The sequence below is a fragment of the Pseudomonas sp. GW821-FHT01C01 genome, from assembly GCF_059422645.1.
In genome coordinates this window covers 304,684-323,818 of sequence record NZ_JBWKXF010000001.1, presented here as the reverse complement: position 1 = coordinate 323,818, position 19,135 = coordinate 304,684, and the positions used below count along the sequence as shown (strand labels likewise).

14 protein-coding genes and 1 pseudogene are annotated in these 19,135 nt (G+C 59.6%); 11 read left to right on the top strand and 4 right to left on the bottom strand.

Going from position 1 to position 19,135, the window contains the following annotated elements; genetic code table 11:
- Positions 1-399 precede the first annotated feature (399 nt).
- A pseudogene (locus AC07XF_RS01285) lies at positions 400-760 on the top strand (avidin-fold protein).
- Between the two features lie 128 nt (positions 761-888).
- Here the strand turns inward: AC07XF_RS01285 and AC07XF_RS01280 are convergent.
- Complete coding sequence (locus AC07XF_RS01280) at positions 889-1,152, bottom strand: hypothetical protein (RefSeq protein WP_495025063.1); 264 nt, start codon at positions 1,150-1,152, stop codon at positions 889-891.
- Between AC07XF_RS01280 and AC07XF_RS01275 the strand changes: the two genes are divergently transcribed.
- From AC07XF_RS01275 to AC07XF_RS01240, 8 genes are all read left to right on the top strand, one after another.
- Entirely contained in the window at positions 1,151-3,814 is a 2,664-nt protein-coding gene (locus tag AC07XF_RS01275) for an excinuclease ABC subunit UvrA (protein WP_102674092.1), read from the top strand. The two genes, AC07XF_RS01280 and AC07XF_RS01275, sit on opposite strands and share 2 nt — an antisense overlap.
- 589 nt (positions 3,815-4,403) lie before the next feature.
- Positions 4,404-6,644, top strand: coding sequence for a putative bifunctional diguanylate cyclase/phosphodiesterase (locus AC07XF_RS01270; RefSeq protein ID WP_116579523.1), 2,241 nt, complete (start codon positions 4,404-4,406; stop codon positions 6,642-6,644).
- A gap of 132 nt (positions 6,645-6,776) precedes the next feature.
- Entirely contained in the window at positions 6,777-9,776 is a 3,000-nt protein-coding gene (locus AC07XF_RS01265) for a xanthine dehydrogenase family protein molybdopterin-binding subunit (protein ID WP_495025062.1), read from the top strand.
- Complete coding sequence (locus tag AC07XF_RS01260; protein WP_218534925.1) at positions 9,773-10,579, top strand: FAD binding domain-containing protein; 807 nt, start codon at positions 9,773-9,775, stop codon at positions 10,577-10,579. Before AC07XF_RS01265 ends, AC07XF_RS01260 begins: the two co-directional genes overlap by 4 nt.
- Before the next feature lie 2 nt (positions 10,580-10,581).
- Positions 10,582-11,082, top strand: coding sequence for a (2Fe-2S)-binding protein (locus AC07XF_RS01255; protein WP_008060977.1), 501 nt, complete (start codon positions 10,582-10,584; stop codon positions 11,080-11,082).
- Positions 11,083-11,087: 5 nt separating this feature from the next.
- Positions 11,088-12,626 carry an AMP-binding protein gene (locus tag AC07XF_RS01250; RefSeq protein ID WP_008060979.1) on the top strand — a complete coding sequence of 513 codons (1,539 nt, stop codon included), beginning with the start codon at positions 11,088-11,090 and terminating at the stop codon, positions 12,624-12,626.
- Positions 12,627-12,645: 19 nt separating this feature from the next.
- Positions 12,646-13,449, top strand: coding sequence for an enoyl-CoA hydratase/isomerase family protein (locus AC07XF_RS01245; RefSeq protein WP_116579521.1), 804 nt, complete (start codon positions 12,646-12,648; stop codon positions 13,447-13,449).
- A gap of 101 nt (positions 13,450-13,550) precedes the next feature.
- Positions 13,551-14,903, top strand: a complete 1,353-nt coding sequence (locus AC07XF_RS01240; RefSeq protein ID WP_116579520.1) for an MFS transporter — start codon at positions 13,551-13,553, stop codon at positions 14,901-14,903.
- Here AC07XF_RS01240 and AC07XF_RS01235 read toward each other — a convergent pair.
- Entirely contained in the window at positions 14,896-15,681 is a 786-nt protein-coding gene (locus AC07XF_RS01235) for an alpha/beta fold hydrolase (protein ID WP_116579519.1), read from the bottom strand. The two genes, AC07XF_RS01240 and AC07XF_RS01235, sit on opposite strands and share 8 nt — an antisense overlap.
- Before the next feature lie 90 nt (positions 15,682-15,771).
- Between AC07XF_RS01235 and AC07XF_RS01230 the strand changes: the two genes are divergently transcribed.
- Both AC07XF_RS01230 and AC07XF_RS01225 read left to right on the top strand, forming a co-directional pair.
- A complete protein-coding gene (locus AC07XF_RS01230; protein ID WP_116579518.1) occupies positions 15,772-16,743 on the top strand; it encodes an XdhC family protein in 972 nt (323 codons plus the stop codon).
- Between the two features lie 178 nt (positions 16,744-16,921).
- Positions 16,922-17,776: a helix-turn-helix transcriptional regulator gene (locus AC07XF_RS01225; RefSeq protein WP_008060989.1), complete on the top strand. Its 855-nt coding sequence runs from the start codon at positions 16,922-16,924 to the stop codon at positions 17,774-17,776.
- Between the two features lie 104 nt (positions 17,777-17,880).
- Here the strand turns inward: AC07XF_RS01225 and AC07XF_RS01220 are convergent, their stop codons facing one another.
- Entirely contained in the window at positions 17,881-18,171 is a 291-nt protein-coding gene (locus AC07XF_RS01220) for a DUF6388 family protein (RefSeq protein WP_493726382.1), read from the bottom strand.
- Between the two features lie 70 nt (positions 18,172-18,241).
- Positions 18,242-18,985 (bottom strand): SPOR domain-containing protein, encoded by a 744-nt coding sequence (locus AC07XF_RS01215; protein ID WP_493726381.1) that lies wholly within the window; start codon positions 18,983-18,985, stop codon positions 18,242-18,244.
- Positions 18,986-19,135: the final 150 nt, after the last annotated feature.

Below are 19,135 nucleotides of genomic sequence, written 5' to 3'. Positions count from 1 at the left end.
CGCGGCTGAGTTTGGACGTTTAGCGATGCCAACTGGGATAAAGCCGTGGAGGGGGCTGGCGATCCTGCTGACGCCTGTATCCACACCAGTGTGCAAGCCGAATTGCCCGATGCCCTTTGGTTGGATATGGAGCCGAACGCTGCACCGAAACCCATCAAAGCGCTGACCCCGATATCGCCGGGCGATCACAGCCAGATGTTCAGCAGTTGGCTGTGGCAGGGCACCGGCAGCCTAAATGTTAAACAGTTGCGTTTTATATATGAAGTGAGCCGTCACATTTTTTTGTACACAGTCTTGAACGACTGCTTTTGGCTAGCGGCCGTTCAGATGGAAGCCCCAACCATCTACGTATAGGCTGTGCGCTTCTGAAATGGATTTCCAGGTGAGGGCAAGTGGCTTATGGAAAGTTCCGAAATTCACGAACGGTTGAACAACCGTCGATTCATCGTCGCCAACAACACCCAAGGGCTATCGGGTAACGGAACGGTATTTCATTATCTCGTCGACGGCGGGGCCATCACCGGCACTTACCACGGCGGCCGGATCCGCATGGGCAGTCAAGTGGGGCGGGTGACGGGCAGCAACACTATCGAGCTTCTTTATCACTGCCTTACCACTGAGGACGAGATCCTTGCTGGCTGGTCGCGCGGCGAGATTGGCCAAGACCATCATGGGCGCACGACGCTTCACTTTGTTTGGGGATGGCTATCCGGTGCGACGGGGGGGGGGCGAGTCTAGTTACGTCGAGCTTGTCGACTAGCTAGCCTATTGCAGAAGCAGCGATTCGCGAACGTCCGCGAAGAGTTGAAAGCAGATATGTCGTCAATTGAGGCAGGTCCATACAAGCTCGAAAGGCCGCAACTGCGGCCGCAAACTCCATTAAACGCTTTACTGGAACCGTTCCGGCTCTATCGGGCTCCGAGCCTGACTTCGGCTTTCAACATCTTCCAGCAACGAATCCACCAGCGCCTGGCAGATCTGCAGCAAATGTTCGGTCGCTGGATTGACAGCGACAGGCGAAAGGTTCCCGGGGCAGAGCAGGGGATTCAACGCGGGCGGCGAACTTGAAACACTGAACTCCGGCAACATGAGCGTTCGACCCACCCGGATCATCAGCACGTTGCCATCACGCACAGCAGGACGGGAACCCATGCCAAACCCTTCATTCGGTGAATCCTCCTGCACCACTGCGGCCAGCGGCCTGGTGGAAGTGCGCGGCGCGCGGGAAAACAATCTCAAAGACGTCGATGTCGCCATTCCACGCAATGCGCTCGTGGTGTTTTCCGGTGTGTCGGGTTCCGGCAAGTCCTCGCTTGCCTTCGGCACGATCTATGCCGAGGCGCAGCGGCGCTACTTCGAGTCGGTTGCCCCCTATGCGCGGCGATTGATCGACCAGGCGGGCGTTCCGGATGTCGATGCGATCGACGGCCTGCCGCCAGCGGTCGCATTACAGCAACAGCGCGGGGCGAGCAATGCGCGCTCTTCCGTAGGCAGTGTGACCACGCTGTCCAGTTTCATACGCATGATGTACTCGCGTGCCGGCGCGTATCCCGCCCATCAACCGATGTTGTATGCGGAGGACTTTTCGCCAAACACGCCGCAAGGGGCCTGTCCGGCGTGTCATGGCCTGGGCCACGTGTACGAGGTGACGGAGGCGAGCATGGTACCCGATCCGTCGCTGAGCATACGTGATCGGGCCATCGCCGCCTGGCCACCGGCCTGGCATGGTCAGAATCTGCGCGACATCCTGGTCACCATGGGCTACGACGTCGACCGCCCCTGGAAGGATCTGTCCAGAAAAGACCGTGACTGGATCCTGTTCACCGAGGAGACGCCCACGGTACCGGTCTATGCGGGCTTCACACCTGGCCAAACCCGTGACGCACTCAAGCGCAAGCTTGATCCCAGCTACATGGGGACCTTCACCGGCGCGCGACGCTATGTGCTGCACACCTTTGCCAATACCCAGAGCGCATTGATGAGAAAGCGCGTGTCGCGCTACATGGAAGGCAAGCCATGTCCGACCTGCCACGGCAAGCGGCTCAAGGCCGAGGCGCTGTCGGTCACCTTTGCCGGGTTGGACATTGGCGAGTTCATGCAAATGCCGCTGGACCACCTGGCTGCACTGCTTGAGCCCATAGCCCAGGGCGATTTTCGCGCGCACGCCGCCGGGGAGGGCTCCGACCTGTCCGCGACCCGTCGTGATCGATCCGAACGTGCCGCGCACGGTCGTGCGGTGCATGCCGCATCGCCTGACGTGCGCCGGACCTCGGCGCTCTCGGAGGAGAAGCGCCTTGCCGCACAGCGCCTGGTCGGGGGTGTGATGGCGCGACTGCGCCAGCTGCGCGGATTGGGCCTGGGTTACCTCACCCTGGATCGGGCCACCCCGACGCTATCGGCTGGCGAGCTGCAACGCTTGCGCTTGGCCACGCAACTGAGCTCCATGCTGTTTGGCGTGGTGTATGTGCTCGACGAACCCTCAGCAGGCCTGCACCCCTCAGACAGCCAGTCGCTGTACGACGCGCTGGACAAGCTGCGCGATGCCGGCAATTCGGTGTTCGTGGTGGAACACGACCTCGACTTGATGCGCCGCGCGCAATGGCTGGTGGATGTGGGGCCGGATGCGGGAGAGCGGGGCGGCCATGTGCTTTACAGCGGTGTGCCGCAAGGGCTGCGTAAGATTGCCGAGTCGCGCACCGCACGTTATCTGTTCGATGAAATCCCTGCGCCGGCTAGCCGTGGGCGCGAACCCGCCGGCTGGCTGGAGTTGCGAGGTATTCGGCGGCACAACCTGCACGGCGTGGATGCCAACATCCCGCTCGGCGTGCTGACGGCGGTGACCGGCATCTCGGGTTCGGGAAAGTCCAGCCTGGCCGCTCAGGCCTTGCCGGAACTGTTGCTGTTGCACCTGGGGCACGAGCCCGAGGACGATGCGGCTGAAAACGCCAGCAGCGAAGGGCCGGCGATGATCGAAGTCACCGGTGGCCACCTCGCAGGCGATGTGGAGGTGGTCCAGCGCCTGGTCCAGGTCGACCAGAAGCCGATTGGCCGTACGCCACGTTCCAACCTGGCCACCTACACCGGTCTGTTCGATCACGTGCGAAAACTGTTTGCCGCTACGCCGGACGCGCGCCGTCGTCGCTTCGACGCCGGGCGATTTTCCTTCAACGTGTCGAAGGGGCGCTGCGAGACGTGCGAAGGTGAGGGTTTCGTCAGCGTTGAGCTGCTGTTCATGCCCAGCGTCTACGCACCCTGTCCCACGTGCCATGGCGCGCGCTATAACGAGGCCACGCTCGCCGTGCGCTGGAATGGAAGCAACATCGCCGATGTGCTGAACATGACGGTGGAAGAAGCCCAGGACTTCTTTGCGAGCCAGGACGCCATCGCGCGGCCGTTGCAGCTACTGCGGGACATCGGGCTGGGTTATCTGCGCCTTGGGCAGCCCGCCACGGAGTTGTCGGGGGGCGAAGCGCAACGCATCAAGCTCGCCACGGAGCTTCAGCGAAGCCAGCGAGGTCGCAGCCTGTATGTGCTCGACGAGCCGACTACCGGCCTGCACGCGTCGGATGTCGACCGCTTGCTGGTACAACTGCAGCGCCTGATCGATGCTGGCAATACCGTGGTGATGATCGAGCACGACATGCGCGCGGTGGCCCAGGCCGACTGGGTGATCGACGTCGGGCCTGGCGCGGGAGAGGCGGGCGGCCGGATAGTAGCGGTCGGCACGCCCCGGCAGGTAGCGGTCGCGCCAACAAGCCAGACAGCTCCTTTCATGGCTGAGGCGCTCAGGCGCGCGCCACAGTCAGTCGACTGATCGCACAAGGGCGACCTTGTTCTGGTCACGATCGCAAGGTTGGTACGCGTGCTCCGCCTGAGTCGAAAATGGCACTTCACAGTCGGCCGCTACCGACCGATTTTGTTGAAAAAGTCGGTTAAAGATTTCAATCTCACATCTGCTGACGTGCCGATAAATTTCAAATTTCATGTAGACGCACGCACTTCAGTTTTGGCGAAGCGTTTTTACACACTCTGGGCCGATTGCTGCCGATCAATCCGAGCCGGAGTTGACCTGAAACAAGCGCTCTGCGAGCGCTACAAAACTTTAAGTGATTCAGTATTGAAGAATCTGACCGAGGACGGCAGTAGGGGGACTGTGGCGACGTACGCTGGAAAAGACATAATCGATTTGACCAGAGGGTGCTCCTAGGTCGAGCGAGTCGAGAAATCGAAGTCAGCTAAACGGCGGCAATCTGATACGGTTTTTTATGTTGGATCTGAACCTTTTTTTTGTTGGTCGGTGCTCTATAGAGTGCGCGTCCGACGCACTAGTGGACAGTGATCGGCCGCCCACTATTTCGGGCTCTCTGATGACCGGATGACCTCGAGAGTCTTCAGGAACCACCATGAATACTCGTCCTGGCTTCCACAGCAAGGCATTGCCCGAGTCGCAACGTGACATCCTCGGCATGATCGCGACCGACCATCATCTGGGCGAAATACTCTGCGCCATCTGCGAGATGCTCGACGCACAGTCCCCCGAAACCTTCTGCTCGATTCTGCTTACCGATGCCGAGGGTAAACGCTTGCTGAGCGGCGCGGCGCCCGGCCTGCCGATCGAATACAGCAAGGCGGTTCATGGTATGACCATTGGACCAGAGGAAGGAACCTGTGGCACCGCAGCGTTCCGGCGCGAACTGGTGGTCACCGAAGACATCGCCCGGGACCCCAACTGGGAGCGTTTTCGCGACCTGGCGCTGGGGCATAACCTGCGTTCCTGCTGGTCGGTGCCTTTGCTCTCCCATCAAGGAAACGTGTTGGGTACATTTGCCCTATACCAGAACCGCGTCCATGCACCGGACGAGGCGCAGATTCAACGACTGGCCTGCGCAGCCCAACTGGCAGTCATCGCGATCCGCCATGAGCGTGACGGCCAACGACTGGAGGAAAGCGAGCAACGTTTTCGGTCGTTGTTCACCTACAACCCCAACCCGGTGTTCGCCCTTGATCTGGCTGGCAACATCCAGAGTGTGAACCCAGCAGGCCTGAAGCTGAAACCGCACACCGCAACCGATTTCATTGGTCATCACTTTTCCCATCTGGTGCTTGAAGAAGACCTGCAACGGGTCAGTCAGCATTTTTCCGCAGCCCGCGCCGGAGAGCCTCAGCGCTTCGAGGCGCGGGTTCGCGACGAGAGTGAAAAGCTGTTGACCATGGACATCTCTAACCTGCCGATCATGGTCAACGGAGAGATCGTCGGGGTATTTGGCATTGCCCGGGACATCAGCGAGCAAAAGCATTTCGAGCGCCAATTGAGCTTCAACGCCAGCCATGACCGTCTGACCGGTTTGCTCAACCGTGTCTCGCTTGAAGACCGGCTTGTTCTGGATTGTCACATCAGTCGTCGGCGTAAGCGTCGTCTGGCGGTGATGTGCATAGATCTGGATGGATTCAAATCCATCAACGATTCGACCGGGCACTACTTCGGCGATCAGGTGCTGATCGAGGTGGCGCAGCGTATGACCCAGCAGGTTCGTCCCGGGGATACCATCGTGCGCATGGGCGGTGACGAATTTATCGTGCTGTTGCCTGACCTGCTTCGTGATGAGGACGTTGTACCGGTGGCCGAGCGCTTGATGGCCAGCATTGCCAGACCCTACTGTGTCCAGGGCATTGACTTGCACGTGAGTGCCAGTATCGGCATCACCCTGAGCGATGGTCACATCGAGCAGCCGATGCAGCTGATCCAGCAGGCTGACATGGCCATGTACAAAGCCAAGCAGCAAGGGCGCAACAACTTTCAGTGGTACACCAGCGATCTTAATCAGCGCGTTTGTGAGCACGCGAGCCTGCGCAATGACCTGCAAAAGGCTATCGAAACTCAATCGTTACAGCTGCATTATCAACCGCAGATAGACGCGCGCACGGGGCGGGTGGTCGGGATCGAAGCGTTGCTGCGCTGGGAGCATCCGGAAAAAGGATTCATCTCTCCGGCGGTGTTTGTGCCAGTGGCAGAGGACAGTGGTCAGATCATCCCGCTAAGCCTTTGGGTTCTTGATACGGCTTGCGCGCAGTTGCGCCAGCTAGGCGAGCAGGGCATCACCGGCATCTCAATGGCCGTGAATATTTCGCCGATGCATTTTCAGCGTGGCCATTTCGTCCAGTGTATTCAGGCTACCCTGGACAAACATGGTCTGCTGGGTGAGCAGCTGGAGCTGGAGATCACCGAGTCGCTTCTGCTGCATAACGCTGAACAGGCGATCGACACGTTGCACCGGCTCAAGGCGTTGGGGGTGCGCATTGCTCTCGATGATTTCGGCACCGGTTTTTCCAGCCTCAGCTATCTCAAGCGTTTGCCCATCGACAAGATCAAGATTGACCGCTCGTTCATCCAGGAAATCGCCACCGACCATCACGATGCAGCGATCACCCAAGGCATCATTTCCATGGCCCATCACCTCAGCCTGACGGTGGTCGCCGAAGGCGTGGAAACGGCTGCCCAGGTGGATTTTCTGGAGGTCAGTCGCTGCGATATTTTTCAGGGGTATTACTTTGCCAAACCGATGCCCTTTGCAGAAATCGAAGCGTTCCTGAGCCATCCCGTTTCCCTCTCCCTGACCGGCAATTGTGTCGGGTCCCAGACCTGAAATTCAGACGCTAAGGCAAATTTTCAGACCCCAGCGCAGAACTCCCTCTCCCCAGGCAAGGCGCTCCCTGCGCCTTTCTCACACACTCGGCTCTAACGCTATCGCGCTGCAAAACAACAAGAGCCGCGAAAAATGACTAGTTTCCAACCTGCTACCGAAAGCCAGACCGGCCACATCGGCGCCCGTCAGACCCGTGTCGAGGACGCCGCATTGTTGCGCGGCCTTGGCTGCTATGCCGATGACGCTGCGATCCCGCCGGGTACGCTACACGCGGCGATCATCCGTTCACCCCACGCTCATGCGCGGATCACCTCGGTGGACTTTTCCAAAGCGCTGCTGATGAAAGGCGTGCACGGCGTACTGGTCGGCGAAGACGTCAAACGCTGGGCGCTACCGTTCCCGGTGGGTGTGCGTCAGCCGATGGAGCACTGGTGCGTTGCCGTCGACAAGGTGCGTTACGTCGGAGAGCCGGTGGCCGTGGTGATCGCTGAGAGCCGCTATCTGGCCGAAGACGCCATCGAAGGTGTGCGCGTTGAATACGAGCCGCTGCCACCGATCATCGATCCTGAACTGGCCACCGCCGAACAGGCGCCGATCCTGCACGAAGCAGTCGGCAGCAACGTGGTCAACGAACGGCACTTTCGTTATGGCAAACCGGAGCAGGCGTTCGAGCAGGCGCCGCACAAGGTCTCGCTCAAAGTGAAGTTTCCGCGCAGTTCCTGCACACCCATCGAATGCTATGTGGTGCTGGCTCAGTACGAGCGCGCCACTGGCATTTATGACGTGCTTGCCAATTTCCAGGGCCCCTATGCGTTACACACGGTCATGGCCCGTGCACTGAATGTGCCCGGCAACCGATTGCGTTTGCGCACACCGAAAGATTCCGGCGGCAGCTTTGGCATCAAGCAAGGCGTGTTCCCTTACGTGGTGATGATGGGCCTGGCGTCACGCAAGGTCGGTGCACCGGTGAAGTGGGTCGAGGACCGTCTGGAACATCTTCAGGGGGCTTCTTCGGCGACCAATCGGGTGACCGAAATTGAAGCGGCGGTAGAAGCCGATGGTCGCATCACCGCGTTGCGTTATGACCAGATCGATGATTGTGGTGCCTACCTGAGAGCGCCCGAGCCGGCAACTTTCTACCGCATGCACGGGAATCTGACGGGTGCCTACGCAATCCGCAATGTACAAGTGCGCAACCGGGTGGTGCTGACCAACAAGACCCCCTCCGGCCTGAACCGTGGTTTCGGTGGCCCGCAAGTGTATTTCGCCCTGGAGCGGCTGCTGCAACACATCGCCGTGCAGTTGAAGCTTGATCCGTTGGACGTGATCCGCCGCAACCTGGTGCCCGCCGATGCCTTTCCTTACCAAGCGGCCGCGGGTGCGTTGCTCGATTCCGGCAATTACCAGGCAGGCATTGCCTTGGCGGTGGCTGATGGCGGTCTCGACGAGTTGCTCAAACGTCGTGATCGGGCGCGTGCCGAAGGCCGAATCTATGGCATTGGGTATGCCGCCGTCATCGAACCCTCGATTTCCAACATGGGTTACATCACCACCGCGATGACACCCGAAGAGCGGCGTAAGGCCGGTCCAAAAAACGGCGCTGTCGCAACGGCAACCATTAACGTCGGCCCGTTGGGGGACGTCAGTGTGCACGTGTCCTCGGCCCCGCAAGGGCAGGGCCACCAAACCACCGTGGCCCAGGTCGTCGCCGAAGTGCTTGGGGTTGCGCTGGAATCCATCGTGGTCAACGTCGAGCTCGATACCCAGAAGGACGCCTGGTCGATTGCCTCGGGCAACTATTCGAGCCGCTTCGCCGGTGCTGTAGCCGGTGCCGTCTTTAAGGCCGCGCTGAAGATCCGCGATCGCCTCGCCGCGATTGCCGCCGAGCAGCTGCAGGCCAGTCCCGAAGATATTCGCTTCGCGGGCGGCAAAATTTTTGTCGTCAATGGTGGGGCGGTGGCGCCATTCCATCGGATTGCTGGTGCGACCCACTGGTCGCCGGGCCTGCTGCCGGAAGGTGAAAGCGGCGGTCTGCGCGAAACCGCCTTCTGGAGCCCGCCGCAACTGGTGGCCCCGGACGACCAGGATCAGGTCAATAGCTCGCTGTGCTACGGCTTTGTCTTCGACATCTGTGGTCTGGAAATCGACCGCATGACCGGCGAGATCCACATTGATCGCTACGTCACCTGCCATGACGCCGGCCGCCTGCTCAACCCGGCGCTGGTCGATGGCCAGATTCGTGGTGGCTTCACCCAGGGCCTGGGCGCGGCGCTGATGGAAGAGTTCGCCTATGGCGAGGACGGCAGCTTCCTCTCCGGGACCTTCGCCGATTATCTGGTGCCGACCGCACCGGAAGTGATCGAACCGGTGATCCTGCACATGGAAACGCCATCGCCATTCACCCCACTGGGCGCCAAGGGTGTGGGCGAGGGCAACAATATGAGCACGCCGGTGTGCATCGCCAACGCGGTGGCCGACGCCCTTGGCCGCTCGGACATCCGTCTGCCACTGACGCCATCGAAAGTACGCACGCTCATCGGGATCGACGAGCCGCCACGGCCCGCCGGTATGGAGCCCGATGAAAACCTGGACGCGGCAGCTGCCGGTGGACCGGCACTGCGGGCCAACGACTCGGTGGTGATTCCTGCTGCGCCGCAACAGGTCTTCGATACCTTGCTCGACCCGCAGACGCTGGCGGCAATCATTCCCGGTTGCCACGACCTCGTGCTTGAAGGCGAAAACCGTTACCGCGCAGACGTCACCGTCGGCGTCGGCATGATCCGTGCGCGCTTCGAGGCCAAGGTTGCCCTGAGTGATCTGGACCCGCCGCATTCATTGCGTCTATCCGGTTCCGGCAGCAGCTCAATGGGTTCGGCCCAGGGTCAGGCCAAGGTTCGTTTCGTCCAACTGGAAAATGGCCACACACGTCTGGAATACCAATACCAGGTGGCGGTCAGCGGCAAAGTCGCCGCGGTCGGCGGCCGAATGTTGCAAGGGGCCTCGAAAGTGATCATCGGACAAATCTTTACTCGCCTGTCGCAACGGGTCAGCGGCCAAGCCATCTCCACCGGCTGGTGGGCGCGACTGCGGGCCTCGCTTGGCGCGCTGTTTGGCAAGGGAGGTGCGCAATGAAACCGGCTGCTTTCGATTACGTTCGGGCTGACACCCGTCGTCAGGTGGTTGAGTTGCTCGCCGAGTACGGCCAGGACGCTCGCATCATTGCCGGTGGCCAGTCGCTGATGGCGGTGCTGAACATGCGCCTAGCTCAACCCAAGTTGCTGATCGATATCAATCATGTGGCTGAGCTGACCTATATCGAACTGCGCAAGGATTGCCTGGCGGTAGGCGCAGGGGTACGCCAGGCGCAGCTGCTGGCGCGTTCGACCCTGATGGACGAGGTTCCTCTGTTGGCACTGGCGATGCCCTGGATCGGTCACTTCCAGACGCGCAATCGCGGCACCGTCTGCGGTTCGGTGGCTCACGCCGACCCCAGCGCCGAGTTGCCGCTGTGCCTGGTGACGCTGGGCGGCGAGATCGTTCTCGAGTCGAAAAAAGGCAAGCGCATCGTCAAGGCTTCCGACTTCTTCCAAGGCATTCTCACCACCGACAAGCGTGCAGATGAACTGGTCGTCGAGGTGCGTTTTCCGCTCAAGCGCGAAGGCATCACCTATCGCTTCCGTGAAATCGCCATGCGCCACGGCGACTTTGCAATTGTCTCCCTGGCCGCGGCCATCGGCGCGGACCAGGTCGAACTCGGCATCGGCGGGGTCGCCGACCGTCCGCAACGTCGCAGCCTGCCACGTGGTGCGGCGCTGCCGGACGCGCTCAATCAAACCGCCTGGTCGCTCGACGCTCAAGACGACGTGCAGGCCAGCGCTGCCTATCGCCGCCAACTGATTCGCGAGCTGGGTCATCAGCTGATCGAAGGAGTCTGAACATGCGTGTAACTGCCGACCAAACCTTTCCGATTCGCCTGGAACTCAATGGCCGCTCCCGCGAAGCGCTAGCCGAACCGCGGACCCAACTCTGCGACTTCCTGCGCCACGACCTCGGTGCCACCGGTGTCCATGTCGGATGCGAACACGGTGTCTGCGGTGCCTGCACGGTGCTGGTGGACGGAGTCGCCATGCGTTCCTGCCTGATGCTCGCAGTACAGGGACACGAGCGGCGTATCGAGACCGTCGAGTCCCTGGCCGACGACGACACTCTGAGCGACCTGCAACAAGCCTTTCGCCGTCATCACGCCTTGCAGTGCGGCTTTTGCACTGCGGGCATTCTCATGTCCTGCGTGGATTTCCTGGAACGGGTACCCAACCCGGACGAGACCCAGGTACGCGACATGCTTTCGGGGCATCTATGTCGCTGCACGGGCTACACCGGCATCGTCCAGGCCGTGCTCGAAGTCGCTGCCCAGCGCCAAACGAACAAAGGGGTATAACAATAATGTTCGATCTCGGACGCAGTTTCCTCGCTGCTGTTGAACGCCGGCCGCACGCCGTGGCGGTCAGTGACGGTGCGTTGAAGAAAACCTATGAAGACTGGTTCGTCGATATCCAGAGCGCCGCTTGGGGCATGCAATGCCTTGGGCTGCAACGCGGTGATCGACTGCTGGTAGCAATGCAAAACCGCTGGCAGATGGCAACCTTGCATTGGGCCTGTCAGTTTACGGGCATCGTCATGACCCCGTTGAACTGGCGTTCGACGGCCGATGAACTGGGTTACTGCATCGAAGATGCGCAAATCCGGGCAGTGGCTTACGACGACGCTACCGTGACCGCCGTGGCCGGTTGCAGCGCCGCCACAAGGCTGCCTCGGATCGCCGCCGGACTTCGTGCCGCCAACACCGACCTGAGTTTCGAGGAACTGTGTTCGCAGACCCCCTCCGGCATCATTTTGCAGGCCGACGCCGAAGACTATTCACTGCTGCTTTACACCTCCGGAACCACCAGCAAGCCCAAGGGCGTGCCCCGTCGGCACCGTTGCGAACGCGCCGCGGCGGTTGCCCACGTGGCGCAAAACCTCTACCGCCAGAGCGAGTGCACGCTGGGTGTCATGCCGCTTTACCACACCATGGGCGTGCGTTCGTTGCTGTCCATGGCGTTGATCGACGGACATTTCGTCTGTGTGCCGAAGTTCGACGTGGAAGCCACGCTGCAGGCCATCGAGCGGGAAAAAGTCAGCAACCTTTACCTGGTGCCGACGCTCTACCACATGCTCATCGAACACCCGGCCTTTGCTCGCGAGCGAGTTGCCAGTGTGGAGAAAATCGGCTTTGCCGGTGCGCCGATGAGCGACGGCTTGATGCGTCGTGTCGAGCAGGCGTTCCAGCCGCAATTGTTCGTCAATCATTACGGCAGCTCGGAGATCTACACCTTCACCATCGACCAGCAAGCCAACCGCAAACCCGGTTCGTCAGGGCGCAGTGCAATGAACCAGCGCGTGCGCGTGGTGCCGATCGATGCTGAAACGGCGGATGTGCAGGTCAACCCATTGGAGGAGGGCCAGATCATCGCCGACCTGGCGAGTGACGAGGCGTTCGAAGGCTACCTGAACCGCCCCGAAGCGACCGCCAAGGCATTACGTGACGGATGGTATTTCACCGGTGACATCGGCTACTTCGATCTGGAGGGCGATCTGTTCGTCACGGGGCGTGTCGATGACTTGATCATCACCGGCGGCGAAAACGTCAGCCCGGCGGAAATCGAAAACATGCTCTCTCTGCACCCGGCAGTGGAAGAAGTGGTGGTGGTCGGTCTGCCCGACGAGCAGTGGGGCAAGATCATTGCCGCGTTTATCAAGCCACGCGCCGAGGTCTCGGAAGGAGACCTCGATGCCCATTGCATCGCTTCGGGCCTGGCCAAATTCAAGCGGCCACGGCGTTACCAGTTCATCGATCAGATTCCCAAGTCTCCAGTGGGCAAGGTGCTGCGGCGCGTGCTGCTGGCCCAATTTCAGGAACAGGCCTTGAAGGCCATCAGCTAATCATCCAGAGGACACTCTCATGCAACAACAAGCGATCCAGCAATTTCTCGACACTCAGTTCGATGGCTTCCAGGTTGAAGTCGATGTGTCCCGCGAGCGCGCCGACATCATCCTCAACCGGGCGCCATTGAACGTCATTTCCATGGGGCAGCGCGATCAATTGCGCCTGGTCTTCGAAGCCCTCGATGCACACAAAGACGTGCGCGTCATCGTGCTGCGCTCGGTGGGTGAACACTTCTCCAGCGGCGGCGACATCAAGGGTTTCCTCGAAGCCTCGCCCGAGCACGTTTCGAAGCTGGCCTGGAACGTCGCGGCACCGGCACGTTGCGAAAAACCGGTGATCGTCGCCAACCGTGGTTACACCTTCGGCGTCGGTTTCGAACTGTCCCTGGCCTGCGATTTCCGTATTGCTTCGCAAACCACTCGCTACGCCTTGCCTGAGCAGAACCTGGGTCAGATCCCGGGCTCGGGTGGCTCCGCGCGCTTGCAGAAAATCATCGGCATCACCCGCACCAAGCACATGGTGATGCGCGCCAAACGCATTACCGGCGACCAGGCCTACGCCTGGGGTATCGCGACCGAGGTCGTGCCGGATACCGAACTGGAAAGCACCGTCGATGCGTTGGTCGATGAACTGCGGCGCTTCTCGCCGCTGGCTCAGCGCACGGCGAAAAAACTGATCAACGACAACGAAGACGCGCCGCTGACCGTCGCGATCGAAATGGAAGGTCACTGCTACAGCCGTCTGCGCAGTTCCAAGGACTTCAAGGAAGGCGTCGAAGCGTTTCACAGCAAGCGTGAGGCCGTATTTATCGGCGAGTAGATCGTACCGGCGAACAGGCCCGGGAGTATGTTGGTAACGGCGTACGCCTTACGGAGCAGGGCCTGCCGCTCCTTTTGATTCACCGCTTGTGTGAGGCAACCATGACTACGACAACAACAATAACTGCATCACCCACCAGCGCCGCTATCGATACGCCGCAGATTCCACCGGGCAAGGCTTTGCTCGCGGCATTTGCCTCGACATTCGGCTGGGCGCTGGATTTGTTTGACCTGTTCATTCTGCTCTATGTGGCGCCGATCATCGGCCGCCTGTTCTTCCCCTCGGACACCCCGACACTGTCGCTGGCCGCCGTGTACGCCTCGTTCGCCGTGGCCTTGCTGGTACGTCCGCTGGGCTCGGCGATCTTTGGCGCGTATGCCGACAAACACGGTCGCAAGCGTGCGCTGATGGTATCGATGGTCGGCGTCGGTATTTCCACGGCACTGTTTGGCGTGTTGCCAACCATTCACCAGGTCGGGGTGTTGGCCCCGATACTGTTTTTGGTATTGCGGGTGATTCAGGGCATTTTCGTTGGCGGCATCGTCGCTTCCACTCACACCATCGGCACCGAATCCATCTCGCCGCGCTATCGCGGCTTGATGTCCGGGTTGATCGGTGGCGCCGGTGCCGGCATGGGCGCGCTGTTGGCGTCATTCACTTATCTGGTGTTGTCGGAGATCTTTCCGGGGGGCGAATTCGACGTCTGGGGCTGGCGCTTCATGTTCTTCTGCGGCCTGCTCAGCACATTTTTCGGTCTGGTGATGTTCCGTTACCTGGATGAAAGCCCGGTCTGGCGGCAACTGCAACAGGCCCGCAAAACCAAGGGGCCGACGGTCGTGGTCGTGTCGCCACTCAAGCGTCTGTTCGGTCGTGAGTACCGCGCCGTGATGCTGGTCAATCTGCTGATTACCTTCGGCGGCGGTGCCACCTATTACCTGGCCTGCGGTTATCTGCCGACATTGCTCAACGTGGTCGCCAAAGTGCCTCATACGCAGACTTCGCAGCTGCTCATGTATGGGTCGGTGGCAACCATTGTCGGCGCACTGGCCTTCGGTTACCTGAGTGACCTGATCGGTCGCAAGAAGACCTTCATGCTGCTGGGTGTGATCAACCTGGTGGGCCTGCCCATGATGTTCCATGGGGTCGCCGAGCCGGGTTCGCTGACCCGCACTGCGCTGTATTGCATGGGCATAGGCTTCATGGGCGGAGCGATCATCGCGCCTATCCTGATCTTCCTCAACGAACGCTTTGCCACCGAGCTGCGAGCCAGCGGCACCGGATTATCCTGGAACATCGGTTTCGCCCTCGGCGGAACCATGCCGACCTTTGTGTCTCTGGTCAGCAGCAGCCCCGCGCAGATCCCCATGGTACTGGCGTTTTTTGCCGTCGGTCTGTCTGTGATCTACCTGATTGGCAGTGTGGTAATTCCAGAAACCCAAGGCAATTTCAAATAAACGCGGGGAGGTGCTCCAGGAATTCGCAGATCAGCTGCAAGGTCTGCTCGGGCGCTTCGGTCTGGGGAAAGTGCCGACAGTTATCCAGCAACACACAGCGGCACGGTCCAGGCACCTGTCGCTGGATGACTGCCAGTTGCTCGGGCGTCGCGTAGTGGTCTTCGCGACCCTGGATGACCAGCAGCGGTTTTTCGATATAAGCCAACTGCGTTTCGAGATCGTCCAGGGAAAAGTCCGCGTGCAACCAACTGTCGCTCCAGCCGTGAAAAGCACCGTCGACATTGCTCCCATGGTGGCGCGCCAGGCGTTCGCGCAGTTCGCCCTGATGCCAAGCCTCAGTGGTATGGCGAATGCCAACGAGGCTCTCGGTCTCGACAATCACGTGAGGCGCCAATGCAATGCTGCCCAACACGCGCGGATCGTTGGCGGCGGCATAGGCCAGGACGATGGATGCGCCGTCACTGTGACCGAGCAAGACCACTTGCGGCAGTTGCAAGGCATCGAGCAGTTGCCGCAGTTCACGAGGCCCGTCGCTGCTCAGGTAGTTCAGCGGACGCGGCAGGGTTACCGGGCTCGATTGCCCATAACCCTGACGGCTGTAAGTGACTACACCGTAACCGCTGGCCTGGGCCAGGCGCTGGGGAAAGTCTTTCCATTGATCGGCGCTTCCGAGGCCTTCGTGCAGCAGCACAAGCGTCGGTCGCGATGGGTCAGCCGCAGGGATTTGGCGATATTCCAGGCGCAGCGACCCAAGTTGCAAAAATTGTTGTGGCGACATGTTGAATCAACGATTGAACAAGGTTGCTCGCAGGTTACCGTAAACGTAACCCTGCATGCAGCACCACGCTTTGCTTGAGGTACAGAAAACATGCGTCATCTCGATGTTCAGGTGATCGACCAGGCACTGCAATGGGCTCGCGCCGGGCAGGCACAGTGGTTGTGCACGGTGCTCTCCACCTATGGCTCGGCGCCGCGTGCGCCGGGTGCGATGCTGGTGACCAACGGCTCGGGCGAACACGTCGGCTCGCTGTCGGGTGGCTGCGTCGAAGAGGAGTTTCTCGAAAGTCTGGCGCGCGGTGAATTACGCGAACCGGCACAGATCGTCAGTTATGGCGACAGCGTCGAGCAACGCCACCGCCTGAGGTTGCCCTGTGGTGGCGTGCTGATAGTGCTGGTCGAACACCGCGCTGCCAGCCTTGAATGGATCGCACACCTGGAGAGTCTGCAAGCGGCGTTACTCGGTCAGCGACGTCTGCAGCGCCATATCGAGCTGAGCAACGGTGCCTTGCGCCTGGATCCGGACGCGGGCCACGGCAGCGAACGGGTACAAGTCGACTACGAAAGGGTGCGCATCAGCGTTGGCCCGGCATTACGCCTGATTCTGGCAGGGCTCTCGCCGGTCGCTGAAGTTTGCGCCAGTTTCGCCCGAGCCATCGGCTGCGAAGTTATCGCCTGCGACCCCCGGGAAGAGATGCTGCATGTACATCTTGAAGGCGTGGAGATGCAACGTGTGCTGCCCTCAATGTTCATTGCCGCCGGAGGTTGCCACGCGGCGACCGCGGTAGTGGCGCTGACTCACGATCCGCGAATCGACGATCTGGCACTGATGGAAGCGGTGCACACGCCGGCGTTTTACATCGGCGCCATGGGGTCCCTGGCAACCTCGGACAAACGCGCCGAGCGGCTCAAGCGCATCGGTGGTCTCACGGATGAACAGATTGCCCGTTTGCACATGCCCATCGGCCTCGACCTGGGCAGCAAAGCCCCGGCGGAAATCGCCCTGGCGGTGGTGGCCGATATCCTGCGCGTGTATCACGGGAAAGAGCGTCATGCCTTGTAAGACGGTTTTTCCGACGAGTGTGGGGGCTGCGAAAGTCGAGGTAGACGCTCGGTCATTCGCGCGCGATAGTGGTTTGCTGAACCATAGAGCGATCGCCGGTGTTGAGAAATAGATAGACGCCCCGATGATATGCATTGAGGTCGATAACGATATCGCTTCATGCGAGCGGAGAAATCTGATGTCCATTGCCCAACGGGTTTTCCACGGCAGGTTTGGACGGGTCGCCTTGCTGAATATGGATCGTTCGCTGGTCACCCACACCCATTCCGAATGCCATGTGCTGGTCAAAGTGTCTGGCGAAGACACTTACTTCAACGTTAACGGTCGGCGGGTACCGCTCAGCGATCGCACGGCGGTGCTGGTCAACGCCTGGGAGCCGCATTTCTACGATCCGCAGCCGGATGCCGGTGCCACCCTGATCCTGGCGCTCTACATCGAGCCCGCCTGGCTGGCCACTGCCCAGCAGTCGCTGGCGCTCAGCGGTCGGCCGGACTTTTTTGCCCAGTCGTGCATCGAGCTGTCGAGTCGTAATCGCACCTTGGCTGACATCTTGGTCGCCGAAGCGCATGGCTGCGGGATTGTTCCGAAAGAGCGCATGGAATTCATGCTGTTTGATTTCCTGATCGAGCTGATCGAGGACTTTTCCAGCTGGCGGCATTTGTCGCTACTGGGTGCGCCGAACTCAGGTGAGTTCCGGGACGCACGCGTGCGCCGTGGCACCGCCTGGTTGCTTGAGCACCTCGATGATCCGAACCCGATCGACAACGCCGCACGGGCTTGTGGTCTGTCGCGGGCGCACTTTTTTGCGCTGTTCAAGAAAGATACCGGCATGACGCCGACCCTGCTGCTTAACGACGCGCGCATGCGCCGGGCTTTTGCCTGGCTTGAGCGTGAGCGCAGTGGAACATTGGGCCTGTTGTCGGAGAACCTCGGGTTCTCCGAGCAAGGTCATTTCACACGGTTTTTCCGTCAGCACATCGGAGCTTCACCCAGCCAGTATCGGCGTGTAGTGGATTGTTATCCGACGGTTTGAATCGAGAGAAGGGCGGGGGTATTGGGCAATACTCCCGTCGGTGAAGTTAGTCGTTTATCTACAGCATTGGAGGCGTGTATAGGCTACGAAAGTTATAGGGTGGACTAATCGTCCAGAAACTCATAAATCTCTTTCATGCGTTCTTCACGCATCAACTCAAGCTCTTCATTAGTGTTGGCTACCCATTGGAGAGTGAAGTCCCAACAATCACAGTCATGAGCGTCTGCTTCTGTTTCAAATGCTTCTTGCAGGAATTTATGGCGATATTCTTTGGGCGACAGCCCGCAACTTTCAGCGAGGCTGTAGTTCAACTCGCTGAGTTCAAGCTGGAGCCATAAGTTGGCGTCCAGGAATTTCTTCAGGGCGAGTTCGGCTCTGAATTCTTTTGCGATCATGAATATTCTCTTGTGGCATGAAAAATGTGGCGGGTTGTACGAGGTCGGCCCAGCGCTAAATCGGACTATGTCAATTTCCTGCCATCATCCATCCTCGAACGCCATGACTTTCACTCAACTCTTTCACGACTCGAGCTGCGTCTTGTTTTTGTCTATACGGGCCGATGACGACAAAGTTGTTTTCTTTACGCGCTACCGGTAATTCCAGTTGCTTAATGGCATTTGTGGCGCGATGACGGCTGGGTGTGTTCAACGCTATTTCGATCACCCACAAGCCGGATGAAGGCGTGATTGAAGCTTCTTTTTTAGCGTGGAGAATATAGCTACCACACGTTAAGCACGGGCTTTCCAGCGTGATTAGCGACCCAGGCACGGAGCGAAAGACGTGCCATTGCGGATCAGAGGTTTTTTTGCGGGCGAAGAGCACCAGAAGCAGGCCGGTAGAAGCAATCAGGCCGCTAAGGATAATTGTCCAATTGCGTGCTTGTGTGGGCAGTGAAGGCAGCGAAAAAACTGGCGATTCGTCTGGATTTTCGATCAAAAACTGTGCGGCGTGAGCCTCCGTTGAGTCGGGTATGGGGGATTCGTTTTCCGCAAGGGGCGTGAGCCCGTCGGAATATTTCGTAGTGAGGTTTGTTACAACTTCATTAGCGGTGTCATCGATGAGCTGTTTTAGCTTTGTCACGTTTTTTTGGATGTATGAATTGTCGACATTGTTTTCACAAAGTGGTCCTATGGATGTGTACGTCCATAATAATGCTGATAGTTGCCCTACAACGCCCGTTACCAGGAAACCCAAGCCAAGCTTTCGCACGGCACCATCTCCAAATCAAATGAATAGTTATTTATCCCATTTCTTTCTGATAAAGCATGGTTCTATTGTTTATCCTGGGATGGTCTGGATTCTTGAGCGCGTCAGTGTGCCCAAGCGCCAAAATAAGTTGGCTTCTTTTTTGTTGTTTTA

What these genes read in the sequence shown, in the direction of transcription:
- AC07XF_RS01275 (WP_102674092.1), top strand. Translation starts at nt 1,151, where the DNA reads ATGCCAAACCCTTCATTCGGTGAATCCTCCTGCACCACTGCGGCCAGC.
- AC07XF_RS01280 (WP_495025063.1), bottom strand. Translation starts at nt 1,152, where the DNA reads ATGGGTTCCCGTCCTGCTGTGCGTGATGGCAACGTGCTGATGATCCGG.
- AC07XF_RS01270 (WP_116579523.1), top strand. Translation starts at nt 4,404, where the DNA reads ATGAATACTCGTCCTGGCTTCCACAGCAAGGCATTGCCCGAGTCGCAA.
- AC07XF_RS01265 (WP_495025062.1), top strand. Translation starts at nt 6,777, where the DNA reads ATGACTAGTTTCCAACCTGCTACCGAAAGCCAGACCGGCCACATCGGC.
- AC07XF_RS01260 (WP_218534925.1), top strand. Translation starts at nt 9,773, where the DNA reads ATGAAACCGGCTGCTTTCGATTACGTTCGGGCTGACACCCGTCGTCAG.
- AC07XF_RS01255 (WP_008060977.1), top strand. Translation starts at nt 10,582, where the DNA reads ATGCGTGTAACTGCCGACCAAACCTTTCCGATTCGCCTGGAACTCAAT.
- AC07XF_RS01250 (WP_008060979.1), top strand. Translation starts at nt 11,088, where the DNA reads ATGTTCGATCTCGGACGCAGTTTCCTCGCTGCTGTTGAACGCCGGCCG.
- AC07XF_RS01245 (WP_116579521.1), top strand. Translation starts at nt 12,646, where the DNA reads ATGCAACAACAAGCGATCCAGCAATTTCTCGACACTCAGTTCGATGGC.
- AC07XF_RS01240 (WP_116579520.1), top strand. Translation starts at nt 13,551, where the DNA reads ATGACTACGACAACAACAATAACTGCATCACCCACCAGCGCCGCTATC.
- AC07XF_RS01235 (WP_116579519.1), bottom strand. Translation starts at nt 15,681, where the DNA reads ATGTCGCCACAACAATTTTTGCAACTTGGGTCGCTGCGCCTGGAATAT.
- AC07XF_RS01230 (WP_116579518.1), top strand. Translation starts at nt 15,772, where the DNA reads ATGCGTCATCTCGATGTTCAGGTGATCGACCAGGCACTGCAATGGGCT.
- AC07XF_RS01225 (WP_008060989.1), top strand. Translation starts at nt 16,922, where the DNA reads ATGTCCATTGCCCAACGGGTTTTCCACGGCAGGTTTGGACGGGTCGCC.
- AC07XF_RS01220 (WP_493726382.1), bottom strand. Translation starts at nt 18,171, where the DNA reads ATGATCGCAAAAGAATTCAGAGCCGAACTCGCCCTGAAGAAATTCCTG.